Consider the following 14,526-nt stretch of genomic DNA (forward strand, 5'->3'; position numbering starts at 1 on the left):
GCTCCTGGTGGGTGCGACGGCGGTACGACGGGACGCCGCCGCGACACCGCGGCGAACGCGAGTCCGATCCTCGCACAGGATGCCCGGAGGCAAGCCCCGTAGGATGCGGACGAGAGCGTGGACCACGGGTCGGGACCGGGAGCGGAAGCACATCGTGAGCAGCGAGAACGTGTGGGATGTCGTCGTGGTCGGCGCGGGGCCGGCCGGAGCGTCCGCGGCCTACGCCGCGGCAGTCGCGGGCCGCCGCGTGCTGCTCCTGGAGAAGGCCGATCTGCCCCGCTACAAGACGTGCGGCGGCGGCATCATCGGCCCGTCGCGGGACGCGCTGCCGCCGGGCTTCGAACTGCCGCTGCGGGACCGGGTGCACGCCGTGACGTTCTCGCTGAACGGCCGCTTCACCCGGACCCGCCGCTCGAAGCGGATGCTGTTCGGCCTGGTCGACCGGTCCGAGTTCGACGCCAGGCTGGTGGAGCACGCCCGGAGGGCCGGTGCCGAGGTGCGCACCGGTGCGGCCGTGGTGCGGGTCGAGCAGCACGGCGCCGCGGTGCCGGACCGCCGCACCGTCGCTGTCGTCCTCTCCGACGGAGGGACGGTGCTGGCGCGGGCGGTGGTGGGCGCGGACGGCAGCGCCAGCCGGATAGGCGCCCACGTGGGGGTCAGGACCGACCAGGTGGACCTCGGCCTGGAGGCGGAGATCCCGGTCCCGCCGGCCGTGGCGGAGGACTGGGCGGGACGGGTCCTCATCGACTGGGGGCCCATGCCGGGCAGTTACGGATGGGTGTTCCCCAAGGGCGACACGCTGACGGTCGGCGTCATCTCGGCGCGCGGCGAGGGCGCCGCGACCAAGCGGTACCTGGACGACTTCGTGGCCCGTCTCGGTCTCGCCGGGTTCGAACCGGCCCTCTCCTCCGGCCACCTGACGCGCTGTCGCAGCGAGGACTCGCCGCTCTCCCGCGGCCGGGTCGTCGTCTGCGGGGACGCGGCCGGGCTGCTGGAGCCGTGGACGCGCGAGGGGATCTCCTTCGCCCTGCGGTCCGGTCGGCTCGCGGGGGAGTGGGCGGTGCGGATCGCCGAGGCGCACGACGCGGTCGAGGCGCGCCGTCAGGCGCTGAACTACGCCTTCGCCGTCAAGTCCGGGCTGGGGGTCGAGATGGCGGTGGGACGGCGGATGCTCGCCGTCTTCGCGCGGCGCCCCGCGCTGCTCCACGCCGCGATCACCGGATTGCGCCCCGTGTGGCGGGCGTTCACGGACGTCACGCGCGGCGCGACGACGCTGGCCGGCATCGTCAGGACCAACGCCGTCGCGCGCCGCGCCCTGGAGTCGCTTGACCGCCGCGAGCAGGCGGAGCCGCAGGAGCGGGCGCCGGAACCGGAGCCGGAGCCGGCGGCTCGGGAGCGGTAGGCGGCGGGGCGGGAGGCGGACGCGCCGGAGGGCCCCGGTTCGCCCCGCGGGCCCCGTGCGCCGGTCCGGCGGCCCTCAGCCCGCCGGCGGCCGGACCGGCGCGCCCCGGAGGCCGGCGGGGCCGGTCCGCGCGCCGGCCCCGCGACCGGCCCTCCCCGCGACCGACCGGTCCGCCCGCTTCACCACGTCACCGCCGAGGTCTCCCGCCACAGGCGGGCCAGCCGGTCGTCGCCCGCGACCCCGACGGCCGGGGAGCCGGCCGGCAGGCGGTTCCACAGGGAGAGGTACAGGGCCTCGGCCGGGCCGGTCAGCTCGCAGTCGGCCGGGCCGTCGGCCGTACGGGTGGTGCGGGGCGCGTCGGCGGACAGCGCCACCGTCCACACGTCACCGGTGTCCGTCGTGCGGACCCGCAGGACGCCGGGCCGGTCCGTGCGGACCCGGCTGCCGTCCCGGCCGTGGAAGCCGCACAGGAGCTCGTCGATCCCGTCGGCCGCCAGGTCCGGCTCGACCGGCGACCGGCCGGCCACCAGACCGAGGGCCGACTCCGCGTCCACCCGGTGCACGGTCGTCTCGTGGGCCTGGCGCCGCGCCCAGAACGCCAGCGGGGACGGGGCGGACAGGAAGGACCAGCACTCCAGGGCGTCCGGCGCTCCCGCCAGGGCGGCGACCAGCCGGTCGTGGCCCTCCCGGTACCAGTCCAGCAGCGGGGCGCCGTCGAGGGCGGGCCCACCGCCCCCGGGCGGTACGACGTGTGCCCCTCGGCGACGAACGAGGTCGCCCAGCGGTGCACCATGCCGGTGTGCCGCAGCAGGTGCCGCACCTCCCAGCCGGGGCAGGTGCGCACCTCCGCGTCGGAACCGGCCAGTTCGGCGGCGTCGGCCAGCAACCGGCCCTCCCGGGCGAGGTGCTTGATGTGCTCGGCAGTGTCCATGGCGGGATTCTGCCACCGCGCCCCGCACGCCGGCCGCCGTACGCGTGGCGGCCGCGGTGCCGAACACCGCCGGCCCCCGCACCCCGTCCGGGGCCGGGCCGGTACAGACCCCCGGGGACCGGTCGCCCCGCTCTCCCCTCGGGTCAGCCCTGCTGCTCCGGCGTGCCGTGCGACGGCGGGCTCGACGGTTCGGGCGAGGTGGCCGGCGACACCCGCGAACCGCCCGCCGGGCGCCCGGCCTGCTCGGGGCGGAACGCCGACGGGTCGCCGCCGGTCGGTTCGGCCCCCGCGTCCAGTTGGCGCTTGCGGGACGCGAGCAACCGGACCACCTGCGGACGGTCGGCGTGCTCGTGCTCGTACCGCAGCAGCCGGTCGAGCTCCTCCGGCTGGAGCGACCTGATGCGCGACTCCAGCGCCCCGGTCGGCAGATGGTCGAAATCGGGCAGCGGCAGTCCGCCGCGGTCGTGGGTGGTCATCCGGGTCCTCCCTGGAACGTGGCCGGCCACACCCGGGCGGCGTGGCACGTGCGGACTTCCCCGGCGTCCTCCGCCGCGGGGCGGCCGGAGGCGGTACGGGCCCGGCGCGGCCACCGCACCGGTCCGGGCGCCCGGCGCGGGGGCGGGTGCCGTCGGCCCGTACGGCGGGCGCGGCGCATCCCCTGCCGGGCGTCCGCCGCCCCGGCCCGGATCCGGCCGGGCCCGGCGAGGGGGCCTCCCGCGGCCGCCCGTTCCGCACCGGAGGGTGCCATGGGCGCCTCCTCCTCCCGGTTCCGCCTGTTCGCGCACGGTCGCGGCTTTCCGCCACCGCTGCCCGCAGTACCCGTGGGGGGACGGCCGAAACAGCCCGCCGGGGCGGCCGGGGCGCGGGATCCCGCGGGCGTCGGGCGCGGCGTGGCGGGGCGGCCCGGACCGGGCCGTCGGAGGCCGGGTCCGGGCCGTGCCCGGGACGGCGCCGGGACCGGTGCGCACGGGCCGGACGTCACCCCGTGCCGCCTCCCCGCCGGCCCGGGCGCCACCCGGGCCGGCGGGGGCGCCGCGGCCACCGGGCCGATCGGGTGCCGGCGCGGCGCCGGCACCCCCGGGGGGCGTCCCCGCTCCGGTCCGGCGACCGTCCGGGGCGGCCCCCGGGGGGCCGTTCCCGCCGGGAAATCCCGTGTCCCCGGGACGCCCCCGCGTAGGGTCCCGGGCCATGACCGGAAACGACCTCCCGCCCCGCCTCACCCGCCTCGACTTCCACGGGCCGCTGTCCGAGGCCCGCGCCCGGCGGCTCGTCGCCGACCTGTCCGCCGCCCGGCCCGCCACGGTCCTGGACATCGGCTGCGGCTGGGGCGGGTTCCTGCTGCGGATCCTGGACGCCGTGCCCGGGGCGACGGGCACGGGCCTCGACGTCGACGGCGAGGACCTGGCCCGCGGCCGGGCCCTCGCCGAGGAGCGCGGCCTCGCCGGGCGCGTCGGGTTCGTGGAGGAGTCCGCCCTCAGGACGGCGCGGGGCCCGGCCGACCTCGTCCTGTGCCTGGGCGCCGGCCAGGCGCTCTGCGACCCGGGGGGCCCGTACGACGTGGCGGCCGTCCTGCGCGAACTGCGGCGCCTGGTGGCCCCGGGCGGCCGGGTCCTCCTCGGCGAGGGCTTCTGGGAGCGCGTCCCCGCTCCGGAGGAGCTGGCCCGGATGTGGCCGGGCGCCAGGGAGGACGACCACCTGCCGCTCGCCGCGCTCGTCGACGAGGCCGTCGGGGCGGGCTTCCGCCCCGCCCGGATCGAGACGGCGGACCGGGACGAGTGGGAGCGGTTCGAGTCGGGCTACCGCCACGACGCGGAGCTGTGGCTCGCGGCCCACCCCGGCCACCCGGCCGCCGCCGCGACCCGCGCCCGCGTCGACCGGCAGCGCTCCTCCTGGCTCGGCGGCTACCGGGGCGTCCTCGGCATGGCGTACCTGACCCTCGTCCCGGTCGGCTGACCCCCGCTCAGTCCCAGTGCCGACCGCGCCGCAGCGCCGCGCGGCCGGGCTGGGACAGGTGCAGCACCCGGAACACGTCCCCCGCCCCCTCCGGCGCCGGGCCGGCCCACAGGCTGAACGCCAGCACCTCCCAGTGGTGCGGGTCGACCGCCACCGCGGCCGCCACGAGCCCGTCCTCCCGCACGAGCCTCCCGTGCGCCTCGACCTCCCGCGCCACCGCGTCGGCGGGCCGCTCGCCCTCGCCGACCGGCAGGCGCCGCCGCACCGCGTGCCGGGGCTCCGAACCGGCCGCCGGCCCCTCCCCGTACGCCGCGCCCGCCCAGTGCCGCACCTCGGGCCGCCCGAAGTCGTCGACGATCCCCTGGAAGCCGGGCCCCCACAGGAAGGCGTTCATGCCCTCCGGCGCGGCCCACAGGTAGAACGGGGCGTACTGGTTCACCGGCGCGCCCGCCGACCTCTCCCGCACCAGGTACGCCTTGAGGCCGAGCCCCGCGAAGCCGTCCAGCAGGTGGCCGCGGGTCGCCACCCGGCGGTGGATGATCCCCATGTCGTAGTCGGCGGGGAGGGTGATCTCGTACTGCATGGCGTGCATCAGGCCGTCCTCCGCCCCGCCAGCAGGGCCAGCAGCCCGTCGACCGCCGCGTCGAACGCGGCCGCCGACCCGGACGCGCGGGCCAGGACGTACCCACCCTGCACCGTCGCCAGGACCGCCGCGGCCGTGCGCTCCGGATCCAGCGCCCGGTCGAACTCGCCGCCGACCACGCCCTCCCGCAGGATCCCCGCGAGCCGCCCGCGCAGCCAGTCCAGGGTCTCGTCGACCGGCGCGCGCAGCGCCTCGTCCGCGATGACGTCCGGGTCCATGGTCAGCCGTCCCACCGGGCAGCCCCGCAGCACGTCGCGTTCGCGGCGCAGGTACGCCTCCACGCGCGCGTACGCGGTACCGCCGCCGCCCAGGGCCCGCTCGGCGGCGGCGCGCATCTCCTCGGCGGTGCGCCGGATCGCGGCCAGCGCCAGGCCGGGCTTCCCGGAGAAGTGGTGGTACATGCTGCCCTGGCCGGCACCGGCCCGCTGCTGGATGGCCCTCGGGCTGGCGCCCACGTACCCGCGTTCCCACAGCAGTTCGCGGGCGGCGTCGACGAGTCGTTCGGAAGCGGTCACGGGGAGATTGTACATACCGGTAGGTACAGACATGTGTCCCGTGGCCGCCGCCGTCCGCGCGGCCCCGGCCCCGGTCAGCCCGCCACGGCCGAGCGGGCGGCGGCGGGCCCGCGCACCGCCTCCGCGGCCTCCGCGCCGTCGAAGGGCACGGGATCCCTGAACGCGGCGCCCGCCGCCCCGTACGCCGGGACCGCCGGGATGCCGGCGGGCGCGGCCGGGAGGGCGGGGAGCGTGAACCACACGACCTTTCCCGCGTCGCCCTGCGGGCGGGCGCCCCAGCTCTCGCTCACCGCCTCTATCAGCGCGAGGCCGCGTCCCGACGTGGCGAGCCGGTCCGGCCCGTCCTGCAGGTGCACGAGGGCGGGGAGGCGCGGGTCGTGGTCGTGGACGGAGACCGTGAGCCGGTCGAGGAGGAACTCGATCTCGACCGTGCAGGTCTTGTCCGGCTCGACGTGCCGGTGCACGTTGGTGAGGAGTTCGGTGACGCCGAGCGCCGCCATCTCGATGAGGGGGTCGAGGTTCCAGTAGCGCAGTTGCGCCGACACGATTCTGCGGACCTGACCGATCCGCGGCGGCAGGGCTTGGAGCTCTACCGCGCACTGCCTGCTGCTTGCCTGGCTGATCACGGCTGCGACTCCCCGAAGTAGGTCCGGAAGAAGACGAGGATCGGATCCGGTGGACGGCCGGCCCGCGGCCCGACGGGCCGGATCACAGCGTCACCGTCGATTCACCCTGAGTGATGTCCATCCAGCGTGGACCCGCCGTGACCGCTTCGCAACTCGCGGCAGCGCAGGCCCCGTCAGCCGCGCCGCCCGCCCGCCCTGCGCACGGCCTCCAGGAAGCGGCCGGACAGCGTCTGCCCGGTCCCCGGCCGACGGTCGCGCTGCGCCATGGTCAGCCGGTAGCGGGCGCCGTTGAGCGTCGCGACGGCCGCGTCGCGCGCCGCGAACCACGGCCGGCCCGCCCGCACGGTGCGCACCGGGGCGCTGTCGATCTCCCGGCCGTAACTGGTCAGCAGCGCCAGCCGGCCGCCCTCGATGCGGACCTCGCCGGCCGTCGTCAGCGAGCGGGGCCACCGCTCGATGCGCACTCCCGTGGCACTGAACTCGGGTTCGCTCATGGTTCCGCCACCCCTTCGCAACGGCTTCGGCAGGCCCAGTCTGCACGGACGGCCCGCGTCCGCGCCAGTGTGCCCGCCGGACCGCCCTGCAAGCGTTTCCTATGGAGGGTCAAAGTCATCGTTCGCCCAGGTGAGGGGGGTATGTTCGGGTGGCGGAACCCAGGGGGGACCCTGGCGCGCAGGACACGGACGACGAGGAGTGGGACATGACGAGGGTCGAGCAGCCCGAGCCGGCCGGACCCGGCAGCGCGGCGGTCGCGAAGGGTCCGGCGCCCGCCGGGACCATCGACGTCGACCGCAGCGATCCGGCCTACCGGACCTGGCTGAAGGACGCCGTGCGGAAGGTGCAGGCGGACGCGAACAGGACGGCGGACACGCACCTGCTGCGCTTCCCGCTGCCCGAGCGGTGGGGGATCGACCTCTACCTGAAGGACGAGTCGACCCACCCCACCGGCAGCCTCAAGCACCGGCTCGCCCGCTCGCTCTTCCTCTACGGCCTGTGCAACGGCTGGATCCGCCCCGACAAGCCCGTCATCGAGGCGTCCAGCGGCTCCACCGCGGTCTCCGAGGCGTACTTCGCGAACCTGATCGGCGTCCCCTTCATCGCCGTCATGCCGCGCACCACCAGCCCGGAGAAGATCCGCCTCATCGAGTTCCACGGCGGCCGCTGCCACTTCGTCGACGACCCGCGCCGCCTGTACGGGGAGTCCGTGGCCCTCGCCGCGGAGACCGGCGGACACTACATGGACCAGTTCACGTACGCCGAGCGCGCCACCGACTGGCGCGGCAACAACAACATCGCCGAGTCGATCTACCAGCAACTGCGCCTGGAACGGTACCCGGAACCCGCGTGGATCGTCGCCACGGCCGGCACCGGCGGCACGTCCGCGACCATCGCCCGCTACGTCCACTACATGCAGTACGACACCCGCGTCTGCGTCCCCGACCCCGAGAACTCCTGCTTCTTCGACGGCTGGACGCGCAACGACCCGCACGCCTCCAGCACCTGCGGCTCCCGCATCGAGGGCATCGGCCGGCCCCGCATGGAACCCAGCTTCGTGCCGGGCGCCATCGACCGGATGATGAAGGTGCCCGACGCCGCGAGCATCGCCGCCGTCCGCGCCCTGGAGAACGCCATCGGCCGCAAGGCGGGCGGCTCCACCGGGACCGGCCTGTGGAGCGCCCTGAGGATCGTCGCGGAGATGGTGGCCGAGGGCCGCACCGGCAGCGTCGTCACCCTGATCTGCGACCCCGGGGAGCGCTACCTGGACAAGTACTACTCCGACGAGTGGCTGGCGGAGCAGGGCCTCGTCATCGGCCCGTACGCGGCGGCGCTCGACGAGTTCCTCGCCACCGGCGTCTGGCCGGACTGAGCACCGGGCGGCGGCCCGTCACCGCACCTGACGGGCCGCCACCCGCCCGCGGCCTTCCGGGAGGTCCGCGCCGGAGCCGGAGCCGGGCCGGAGCCGCTACCGGCGTCGGACCGGTGCCGGCACCGGCGTCAGGGCCGAGGCCGGGGGCCGGTGCCGGGGCCGTCCGGGCCGCGCCCGCCCAGCAGCCGATCCAGCTCCCGGCCGAACACCCACCGGCCCGCCCGGGCCAGCAGGGGGCCGCACCACCGGGGCAGCCCGCGCACCCGCACCTCCTCCACCCAGGTCACCCGCGCCCCCGGACCCTCCGCGCGGACCGTGATCTCGGCCCAACCGCGCACCACCCGCCCGTACTTCTCCAACCGGCACACACCCCGACCCCGTACCCCCGGTGCCCGGCGGCTCCCAGCGGACCACCGCCATCGGGTCGTCGAACCCCAGCGGTCCGATCGCCGTACGCGCCGTGAACCGCGTGCCCGCACCCGGCGGGCCGGGCGTCAGCACCCTCACCCGGGTCAGCGGGACCCCCGCGCCGTGCGCCGGCCAGTCGGTTACCCGCCGCCACGCCTCGGCCGCCGGCAGCCCCGTACGCCGCTCCAGGCGGAAGACGCTCACGCCCCGCCCCGCCGCCCGCGCCCCGCCCCGACCGCCTCCCGCGCGCCGGCCTCCCGGTCCGCGACGACCAGCCCCGGCAGGTGCTCCGCCATCGCGGCCCGCACCTCCTTTGGCACCCCGGCGTCCGTCACCAGCGTGTCGACCTCCTCCAGCCGGGCGAACGAACCCAGGCCGACCCTGCCCCACTTGGTGTGGTCCGCCACGACGACCACCCGCCGCGCCGACCGGATCAGCCGCCGGTTCGTCTCCGCCTCCGCCAGGTTCGGCGTGGACAGGCCCGCCTCCGCCGACACCCCGTGCACCCCGAGGAAGAGCACGTCGAAGCGGAGCGCCCCGATCGCCCGGTCCGCCACCGGGCCGACCAGCGCGTCCGACGGCGTCCGCACCCCGCCCGTCAGCACCACCGTCGCCGCCCCCGGCCGCGCCCCGCCGCCCGGCTCCGGGGCCGGCGCGGAGTGGAACGCGTCCGCGATCCGCACGGAGTTCGTCACCACCGTCAGCCCCGCCAGGCCCAACAGCCGCCGCGCCACCGCGTACGCCGTCGTGCCGCCCGAGAAGGCGACCGCGCTGCCCGGCGCCACCATCGCCGACGCCACCCGGGCGATCTCCTCCTTCGCGTCGGGCCCCGGCTCCCGGCCGGGACCGGGCCCGTGCGTCCGCGCCTCCGCGACCGGCACCGCCCCGCCGTGCACCTTCTCGACCACGCCCCGCCGGGCCAGCGCGTCCAGGTCACGACGCACCGTCATGTCGGAGACGTTGAGCCGGCGGGTGAGTTCGTTGACCCGTACCCCGCCCCGCCGCCTGACCTCGTCGAGGATGAAGGCGCGCCGCTGCTCCGCGAGGAGGTTCTGGTTGCCGTTCACCGCAGGGCCCGGTCCTTCCGTGGTGGTGGGGCGTACGCCGTGGGTCCGCCGTTCGCGCGGGTGTGAGCAGGCACATCCTGCCACGCGCTTCACACCGGGGAACGGCGGGGAGATTACGGGGGAGCCGTGCGGGGCCCCGCCCCGGCCGGCCGGGGCGGCCGTCCCGTCCCGTCGCACGTCCCCGGCGCAGAGAGCGAGCACCCAAGTGCCCCCAGCCACACCGGAACCCGTCCCGGTCGCCGAACCGGAGCCGCGCGACACCGGCGCCGCGCTCGAACTCCTCGTGCACGGCGTCGGCGGCACCACCCCCGGCGAGATGCTCGACGACCCCCGCACCGTCCGCGTCACCGGCGACGGCACCGCCGCCGTGTACCGGCGGGCCGCCGACCTGCGGGCGGAGGACGAACCCGGCCGGTTCCGCGACGGCCCCGTCCCGGAGGCGTACTGCTGGTGCAACCTCACCTCCGGCAACGGCACCCGCGCCCTGTGGCTGCTCCTCCTGCCGTTCATGGTGGCCAACCTGGCCCACTGGATGCGCCCGCCCGCCACCGGGCGCGGCCGCTCCGTGCGCCTGTACGGCGTCCTGGTCCGGCTGGTGGCGCTCAGCCTCACCGTGCTCCTCACCGCCGCCGCCTGCGAGGTCGCCCTCGACCTGGCGGCGTGGCAGTGCGCGGGCGCCGCCGCCTGCACCGAGGGACGCCCCTGGCTGGGCTTCCTCGCCGCCTCGGAGGGCGGCTGGTGGTCCCAGCCGGGCCGCCGCCTCACCGCGGCCGCCGCCGTCCCCACCGCGCTCGTCGCCCTGCTGTGGTACCTGTCCCGCCGCACCTGGACCGCGTACGAGGCGCAGCGCCCGCCGCGCGGCGAGGACGAGGGCGGCGGCCGCCCCGCCCTCGGCCGCCCCGGCTTCTGGTACGGCCGCCGCCTCGTCGCCCGGCTCCGCGCGGCGCACACCGCCGCCGGTCTCCTCACCGTCGCGGCCGCCGTCGCGGGCGCCGCCGCCCGCCACGACCGGGGGGCCGACGACCCGCTCCGCGCCGCCTTCGGCTGGTGCGTCGAGGGCGCCCTCGCGGCCTCGGCCGCCGTCGTGGTCGCCGTCGTCTGCCGGCGGGGCCGCAGCGAGCACCGCCTCGACGCCCGCCTCGACCGGGTCCTGGTGGCCTGGCTGCCCGGCTCCGCCGCCGTCCTGCTCCTCCTCGCCGCCCTGTACGCCTCCTGGTCCCGGCCCGGCTGGCGGTCCTCCGACGCACTTCCCGGCGACGCCGCGTTCAGCGTGCTCACCGTCGGCCAGGGCGCCCTCATCGTGCTCCTCGCCGCCGTCACGGTGCGCCTGCACCGCCGCGCACCCGACCCGCGCACCGCGCTGCACGGCCTCGCCGGGCCCGCCGTCGCCGTGCTGGCCTGCGCCCTCGGCGGGGTGATGACGGGCGGGGTCGCCCAGCGCGTCGCCGACTGGCTCGACGGCCCCGGCACCCCCGGCACGGGGGGCGGCCCGCTCGCCGGGCCGCCCCTGCTGCTGAGCTGGCAGGCCTCCGCCATCCCCCCGCTGCTGCTCCTGCTGCTCGTCCCGGCGGTCTTCCTCCTGGCCCGTACCGCGCTCGCCGCACGGCGCCTGGGCCCCGCCGTCGAGGCCGAGTACCCGGGGGAGGCGCCCGACTCGGTGCGCACCCGCCGGATCGCCCGCATCCGCGCCGCCGCCGGGCTCACCGACGCCGCCCCGGTCCTCGTCGGGCTGCTCGCCGCGGCGACCCTGCTGCTCGGCGCGGGCGGCGTCGCCGGCACCTGGGGGACCGGAACGGTGCCGGGGGAGGCGTTCGACGGGGCGCCCGCCTTCCTCGACGCCGCCGCCGAGGGCTGCCAGGCACTCGGCTCCTGGCTGGTGGGCTTCGGCTTCATCCTGTTCGTCACCTGGGGCCGCCGCGCCTACCGGGACGCCTCCGCCCGCCGCACCATCGGCATCCTGTGGGACGTCGGCACGTTCTGGCCGCGCGCCGCCCACCCGTTCGCCCCGCCCTGCTACGCCGAGCGCGCCGTGCCCGACCTCGCCTGGCGCATGGCGTCCTGGACCGGCCGCACCGGCGGGCGCCTGGTCATCTCCGGCCACTCGCAGGGCAGCGTCCTCGCGGCCGCCGCGGTCTGGCAGCTGCCGCACGCCACCCGCCGCCGCGTCGCGCTCCTCACGTACGGATCACCGCTGGAGCGGCTGTACGGGCGGTGGTTCCCCGCCTACTTCGGCCGCGAACCGCTCGCCCACCTCCACCGCGAGGTGCACTGCTGGCGCAACCTGTGGCGGCGCACCGACCCGATCGGCGGCCCCGTCCGGCTGCCCGCCGAGGACGGCAGGCCGGAGGTCGACCACCCGCCCCTGCGCGACCCCCTCGTCTACGGCCGCACGCAGGACCACCCGCTGCCCGAGCCGATCCTCGGCCACGGCGACTACCAGGCCGACCCCGCCTTCGCCCGCGAACGGGCCGCGCTCCTCGACCGGTTGCCGCCCCCCGTGCCCCGGCAGCGCGCCACCGGTCCCGACGGCGACGCGGACGCCCCTCACGGCGGTTCGGGGAGGTCCTCCGGGTAGAGCAGGCTCAGGTCGTCCGTGCTCGCGCTGGCGAGCGCGGCGACCCGGCCCGCGTGCCGCTCCACCATCGACTCGAACACCTGCCGCGCGGTGCGCCCGTTGCCGAAGGCGGGACCCTTGGGGAGCGCCTCGAAGTACTCCAGCAGCGCCCGGGCCGTGCCGTCGGCGAGCCGGTACTCGTGGTCCTCGGCCTGCTGCTCCACGATCCGCAGCAGTTCGTCGGGCGTGTAGTCGGGGAAACTGATCGTCCGCGAGAAGCGGGACGCCACACCGGGGTTGACGGTGAGGAACCGCTCCATCTCCGCCGTGTAGCCGGCGACGATCACCACCACCGCGTCCCGGTGGTCCTCCATCAGCTTCACCAGCGTGTCGATCGCCTCGCGGCCGAAGTCCCGTCCCGAGTCCTCCGGCGACAACGCGTACGCCTCGTCGATGAACAGCACCCCGCCGCGCGCCCGGTCGAACGCCTCCTGCGTGCGGATCGCCGTGGACCCGATGTGCTCCCCGACCAGGTCCACCCGCGACACCTCGACGAGGTGGCCGCGCTCCAGGACGCCGAGGGACGCGAGGATCTCGCCGTACAGCCTCGCCACCGTCGTCTTGCCCGTGCCGGGGTTGCCGGTGAACGCCAGGTGGCGGCGGACGGACGCCGCCTTCAGCCCGGCCTCCCGCCGCCTGCGCCCCACCTCGATCATGTTGGTGAGCGTGCGGACCTCCCGCTTCACGCTCTCCAGCCCGACCAGCGCGTCCAGTTCGCCCAGCACGTCCTGCGAGTCCCGCACCGGCTCCGGGGCGGGCGCCGCGACCGACGGCTGCGCCGGCACCGCGCCCAGCAGCCCGACGGGAGCGGGCGCCGTCGCGGCCGCCACCGCCGTCGCACCGGCCCCGGTGCCGGCCGGGGCCGCGGCGGGGCCGGGGACCGCGCGGCCGGCGACGCCGCTCTCGTCGCTGGTGCACCCGTCGGCGACCGGCCCGTCCTCGCCGAACTCGTAACCCCCGCGCGCGCAGCGCTCCGTGCGGCACCGCCGCAGCGTCGTCCGGCACCCGTCCATCACGTGGAAGCCGTAGCCGCCGCTGCCGGTGACCCGGCAGCCGGTGAACGTGCCGCGGCCCTCCGCCGACACGTAGAACCCGGCCTCCGCGGGCGAGGCGACCGTGCACCGCTCCACGGCCGGGTCGGCGCCCTTGGTGACGATGACCCCCGTCTGCACCCCGTCGAACGCGCAGCCGGCGAGCGTGCCGCCGCTGCCGTGGTCGCGGAACCAGGCGCCGGTCGCCGCGTCCCGGACCCGGCAGTCGTCGAGCTGGGCGGTCGCCCCGTCGCTGACGGACACGGCCGTGTTGCGCACCTGCGACAGGTCGCTGTCGACCACGTCGACCCGCGACCCCCGGTCGAGGACGAACAGCGCGTCCGGCACGTCGTGCACACGGCACGCCTCCAGCACCGCCGTCGCCCCGTCGCTCACCCACACGGCCGGGTAGTCGCCCGTGCTGTCGTGGATCTCGCACCGGTTGGCGTCGACGCGGGTGCCCGGGTCCCACACGGACAGGCCGTTGCGCCCGAACCGCCGCACCTTCGACCGCGTCATCGTCAGCACCGACCGGGACCGCAGGTCGACCGCGTTCTCCGGCACGTCGTGGATGTCGCAGTCGGAGAGCGTCAGCACCGCGTCCGTGTCCAGGGTCACCCCGTCCGCCGACGTGCGGTGCACCACCGAGTCGGCCAGGTGCGCCACGGCCCGCCCGCCGACGCGCACGCCGCTGCCGCGGATCTCGTACACCTCGCAGCCGACCGCCTCCAGGGAGCTGTCCTCCCCGGTCACCGAGAGGCCCGCGCCCGACGCGTGGTGGACGCGGCACCGCTCGATCCGCGGACGCGCCCCGCCGGTCACCGACACCCCGGCCTGGCCCGCGGAGACGACCTCGCACTCCTCGAACACGCCGCCGGCGCCGTCCAGTACGGCGATGCCGACGCCCGCCGGGTTGTCGACCGTGCACCGCCGCACCGTGGGCCGGGCCGCGCCGCGCACCTCCACGCCGGCCGCCGAGCGGGTCACGATCCGCAGGTCCAGCAGCTCCGGCGCGCCCTCCTCGACGAGCAGCGCGGGCGCCGCCGCGTCCTGCCCCTCCAGGTGCAGGTCCCGTACGGTCGCGGAGGCGCGCACGGTCAGCGGCACCCCGTCGGCCGGGGCGATGCGCACCGAGCCGACGGCGCCGTCCGCGCCGCGCAGCGTCACGGCGTGCCGCAGCACCAGGTTCTCCCGGTAGGTGCCGGGGGCGACGGTGAGGACGTCGCCGTCCGCCGCGGCCTCCAGGGCCGCCGCGAGGGAGGCGTACTCACCCGTGCGGCGCCGCCACCGCGACGCACCGCCGTGCGTGACCTGGACCGTGCCCTGTGCCATGGTGCTGCTCTGCCCCCGCCTCGTGCGCTCGCGGCCGTCCGCTCACCGACCCGTCGCCCCACCGTAGCGCGCACGGCGGAGCCGGGTCGCCCGCCCGGCCCACGTACCGGCGCCCCCCGCGTGCGCGCCGCCGCCCG

The 14,526-nt window shown here is 77.2% G+C and carries 11 protein-coding genes and 3 pseudogenes; 4 read left to right on the forward strand and 10 right to left on the reverse strand.

The features are described from left to right. Positions 1-103: 103 nt before the first annotated feature. Positions 104-1,402, forward strand: a complete 1,299-nt coding sequence (locus LUW75_RS22655) for a geranylgeranyl reductase family protein (protein WP_250337253.1) — start codon at positions 104-106, stop codon at positions 1,400-1,402. Between the two features lie 179 nt (positions 1,403-1,581). On the opposite strand, the pseudogene LUW75_RS22660 reads toward LUW75_RS22655, so the two are convergent. From LUW75_RS22660 to LUW75_RS22665, 3 genes and pseudogenes are all read right to left on the reverse strand, one after another. Then, positions 1,582-2,154 (reverse strand): annotated as a pseudogene (locus LUW75_RS22660) (maleylpyruvate isomerase family mycothiol-dependent enzyme); the annotation flags it as partial. Then, a pseudogene (locus LUW75_RS25050) lies at positions 2,061-2,333 on the reverse strand (maleylpyruvate isomerase N-terminal domain-containing protein); the annotation flags it as partial. The pseudogenes LUW75_RS22660 and LUW75_RS25050, both read right to left, overlap by 94 nt. A 143-nt stretch (positions 2,334-2,476) precedes the next feature. Then, positions 2,477-2,809: a hypothetical protein gene (locus LUW75_RS22665; protein ID WP_250337255.1), complete on the reverse strand. Its 333-nt coding sequence runs from the start codon at positions 2,807-2,809 to the stop codon at positions 2,477-2,479. A 712-nt stretch (positions 2,810-3,521) separates the two neighbouring features. Here LUW75_RS22665 and LUW75_RS22670 point away from each other — a divergent pair. After that, the gene (locus tag LUW75_RS22670; RefSeq protein ID WP_250337256.1) at positions 3,522-4,286 is read left to right on the forward strand and encodes an SAM-dependent methyltransferase; all 765 of its coding nucleotides are present in this window, start codon (positions 3,522-3,524) and stop codon (positions 4,284-4,286) included. Between the two features lie 7 nt (positions 4,287-4,293). On the opposite strand, the gene LUW75_RS22675 is transcribed toward LUW75_RS22670, so the two are convergent. The 4 genes from LUW75_RS22675 to LUW75_RS22690 all read right to left on the reverse strand — a co-directional run bounded on the left by LUW75_RS22675 (position 4,294) and on the right by LUW75_RS22690 (position 6,564). Then, on the reverse strand, positions 4,294-4,878 hold the full coding sequence (locus LUW75_RS22675; protein WP_250337257.1) for a DUF4865 family protein: 585 nt from the start codon (positions 4,876-4,878) through the stop codon (positions 4,294-4,296). After that, positions 4,878-5,459 carry a TetR/AcrR family transcriptional regulator gene (locus LUW75_RS22680; protein ID WP_250337258.1) on the reverse strand — a complete coding sequence of 194 codons (582 nt, stop codon included), beginning with the start codon at positions 5,457-5,459 and terminating at the stop codon, positions 4,878-4,880. The genes LUW75_RS22675 and LUW75_RS22680 overlap by 1 nt, the downstream gene beginning before the upstream one ends. A gap of 59 nt (positions 5,460-5,518) precedes the next feature. Beyond that, positions 5,519-6,070 carry an ATP-binding protein gene (locus LUW75_RS22685; protein ID WP_250337259.1) on the reverse strand — a complete coding sequence of 184 codons (552 nt, stop codon included), beginning with the start codon at positions 6,068-6,070 and terminating at the stop codon, positions 5,519-5,521. Between the two features lie 173 nt (positions 6,071-6,243). Further along, positions 6,244-6,564 carry a hypothetical protein gene (locus LUW75_RS22690; protein WP_250337260.1) on the reverse strand — a complete coding sequence of 107 codons (321 nt, stop codon included), beginning with the start codon at positions 6,562-6,564 and terminating at the stop codon, positions 6,244-6,246. A 206-nt stretch (positions 6,565-6,770) separates the two neighbouring features. On the opposite strand from LUW75_RS22690, the gene LUW75_RS22695 reads away from it, so the two are divergent. Beyond that, positions 6,771-7,937 (forward strand): PLP-dependent cysteine synthase family protein, encoded by a 1,167-nt coding sequence (locus LUW75_RS22695; protein ID WP_250337261.1) that lies wholly within the window; start codon positions 6,771-6,773, stop codon positions 7,935-7,937. A 128-nt stretch (positions 7,938-8,065) separates the two neighbouring features. Here LUW75_RS22695 and LUW75_RS22700 read toward each other — a convergent pair. Next, positions 8,066-8,549 (reverse strand): annotated as a pseudogene (locus LUW75_RS22700) (SRPBCC family protein). Continuing rightward, positions 8,546-9,412 carry a DeoR/GlpR family DNA-binding transcription regulator gene (locus LUW75_RS22705; protein ID WP_250337262.1) on the reverse strand — a complete coding sequence of 289 codons (867 nt, stop codon included), beginning with the start codon at positions 9,410-9,412 and terminating at the stop codon, positions 8,546-8,548. The pseudogene LUW75_RS22700 and the gene LUW75_RS22705 overlap by 4 nt, the downstream one beginning before the upstream one ends. Before the next feature lie 205 nt (positions 9,413-9,617). On the opposite strand from LUW75_RS22705, the gene LUW75_RS22710 reads away from it, so the two are divergent. Beyond that, the gene (locus tag LUW75_RS22710) at positions 9,618-11,987 is read left to right on the forward strand and encodes a hypothetical protein (RefSeq protein ID WP_250337263.1); all 2,370 of its coding nucleotides are present in this window, start codon (positions 9,618-9,620) and stop codon (positions 11,985-11,987) included. On the opposite strand, the gene LUW75_RS22715 is transcribed toward LUW75_RS22710, so the two are convergent. Then, positions 11,957-14,389, reverse strand: a complete 2,433-nt coding sequence (locus LUW75_RS22715; protein ID WP_250337264.1) for a right-handed parallel beta-helix repeat-containing protein — start codon at positions 14,387-14,389, stop codon at positions 11,957-11,959. The two genes, LUW75_RS22710 and LUW75_RS22715, sit on opposite strands and share 31 nt — an antisense overlap. Between the last annotated feature and the right edge of the window lie 137 nt (positions 14,390-14,526).

Origin of the sequence: Streptomyces sp. MRC013, assembly GCF_023614235.1 — a bacterium.
Classification (GTDB): domain Bacteria; phylum Actinomycetota; class Actinomycetes; order Streptomycetales; family Streptomycetaceae; genus Streptomyces.

Coding starts and splice junctions, on each gene's coding strand:
- LUW75_RS22655 (WP_250337253.1), top strand. CDS start 104: ATGCGGACGAGAGCGTGGACCACGGGTCGGGACCGGGAGCGGAAGCAC.
- LUW75_RS22665 (WP_250337255.1), bottom strand. CDS start 2,809: ATGACCACCCACGACCGCGGCGGACTGCCGCTGCCCGATTTCGACCAT.
- LUW75_RS22670 (WP_250337256.1), top strand. CDS start 3,522: ATGACCGGAAACGACCTCCCGCCCCGCCTCACCCGCCTCGACTTCCAC.
- LUW75_RS22675 (WP_250337257.1), bottom strand. CDS start 4,878: ATGCACGCCATGCAGTACGAGATCACCCTCCCCGCCGACTACGACATG.
- LUW75_RS22680 (WP_250337258.1), bottom strand. CDS start 5,459: ATGTACAATCTCCCCGTGACCGCTTCCGAACGACTCGTCGACGCCGCC.
- LUW75_RS22690 (WP_250337260.1), bottom strand. CDS start 6,564: ATGAGCGAACCCGAGTTCAGTGCCACGGGAGTGCGCATCGAGCGGTGG.
- LUW75_RS22695 (WP_250337261.1), top strand. CDS start 6,771: ATGACGAGGGTCGAGCAGCCCGAGCCGGCCGGACCCGGCAGCGCGGCG.
- LUW75_RS22715 (WP_250337264.1), bottom strand. CDS start 14,389: ATGGCACAGGGCACGGTCCAGGTCACGCACGGCGGTGCGTCGCGGTGG.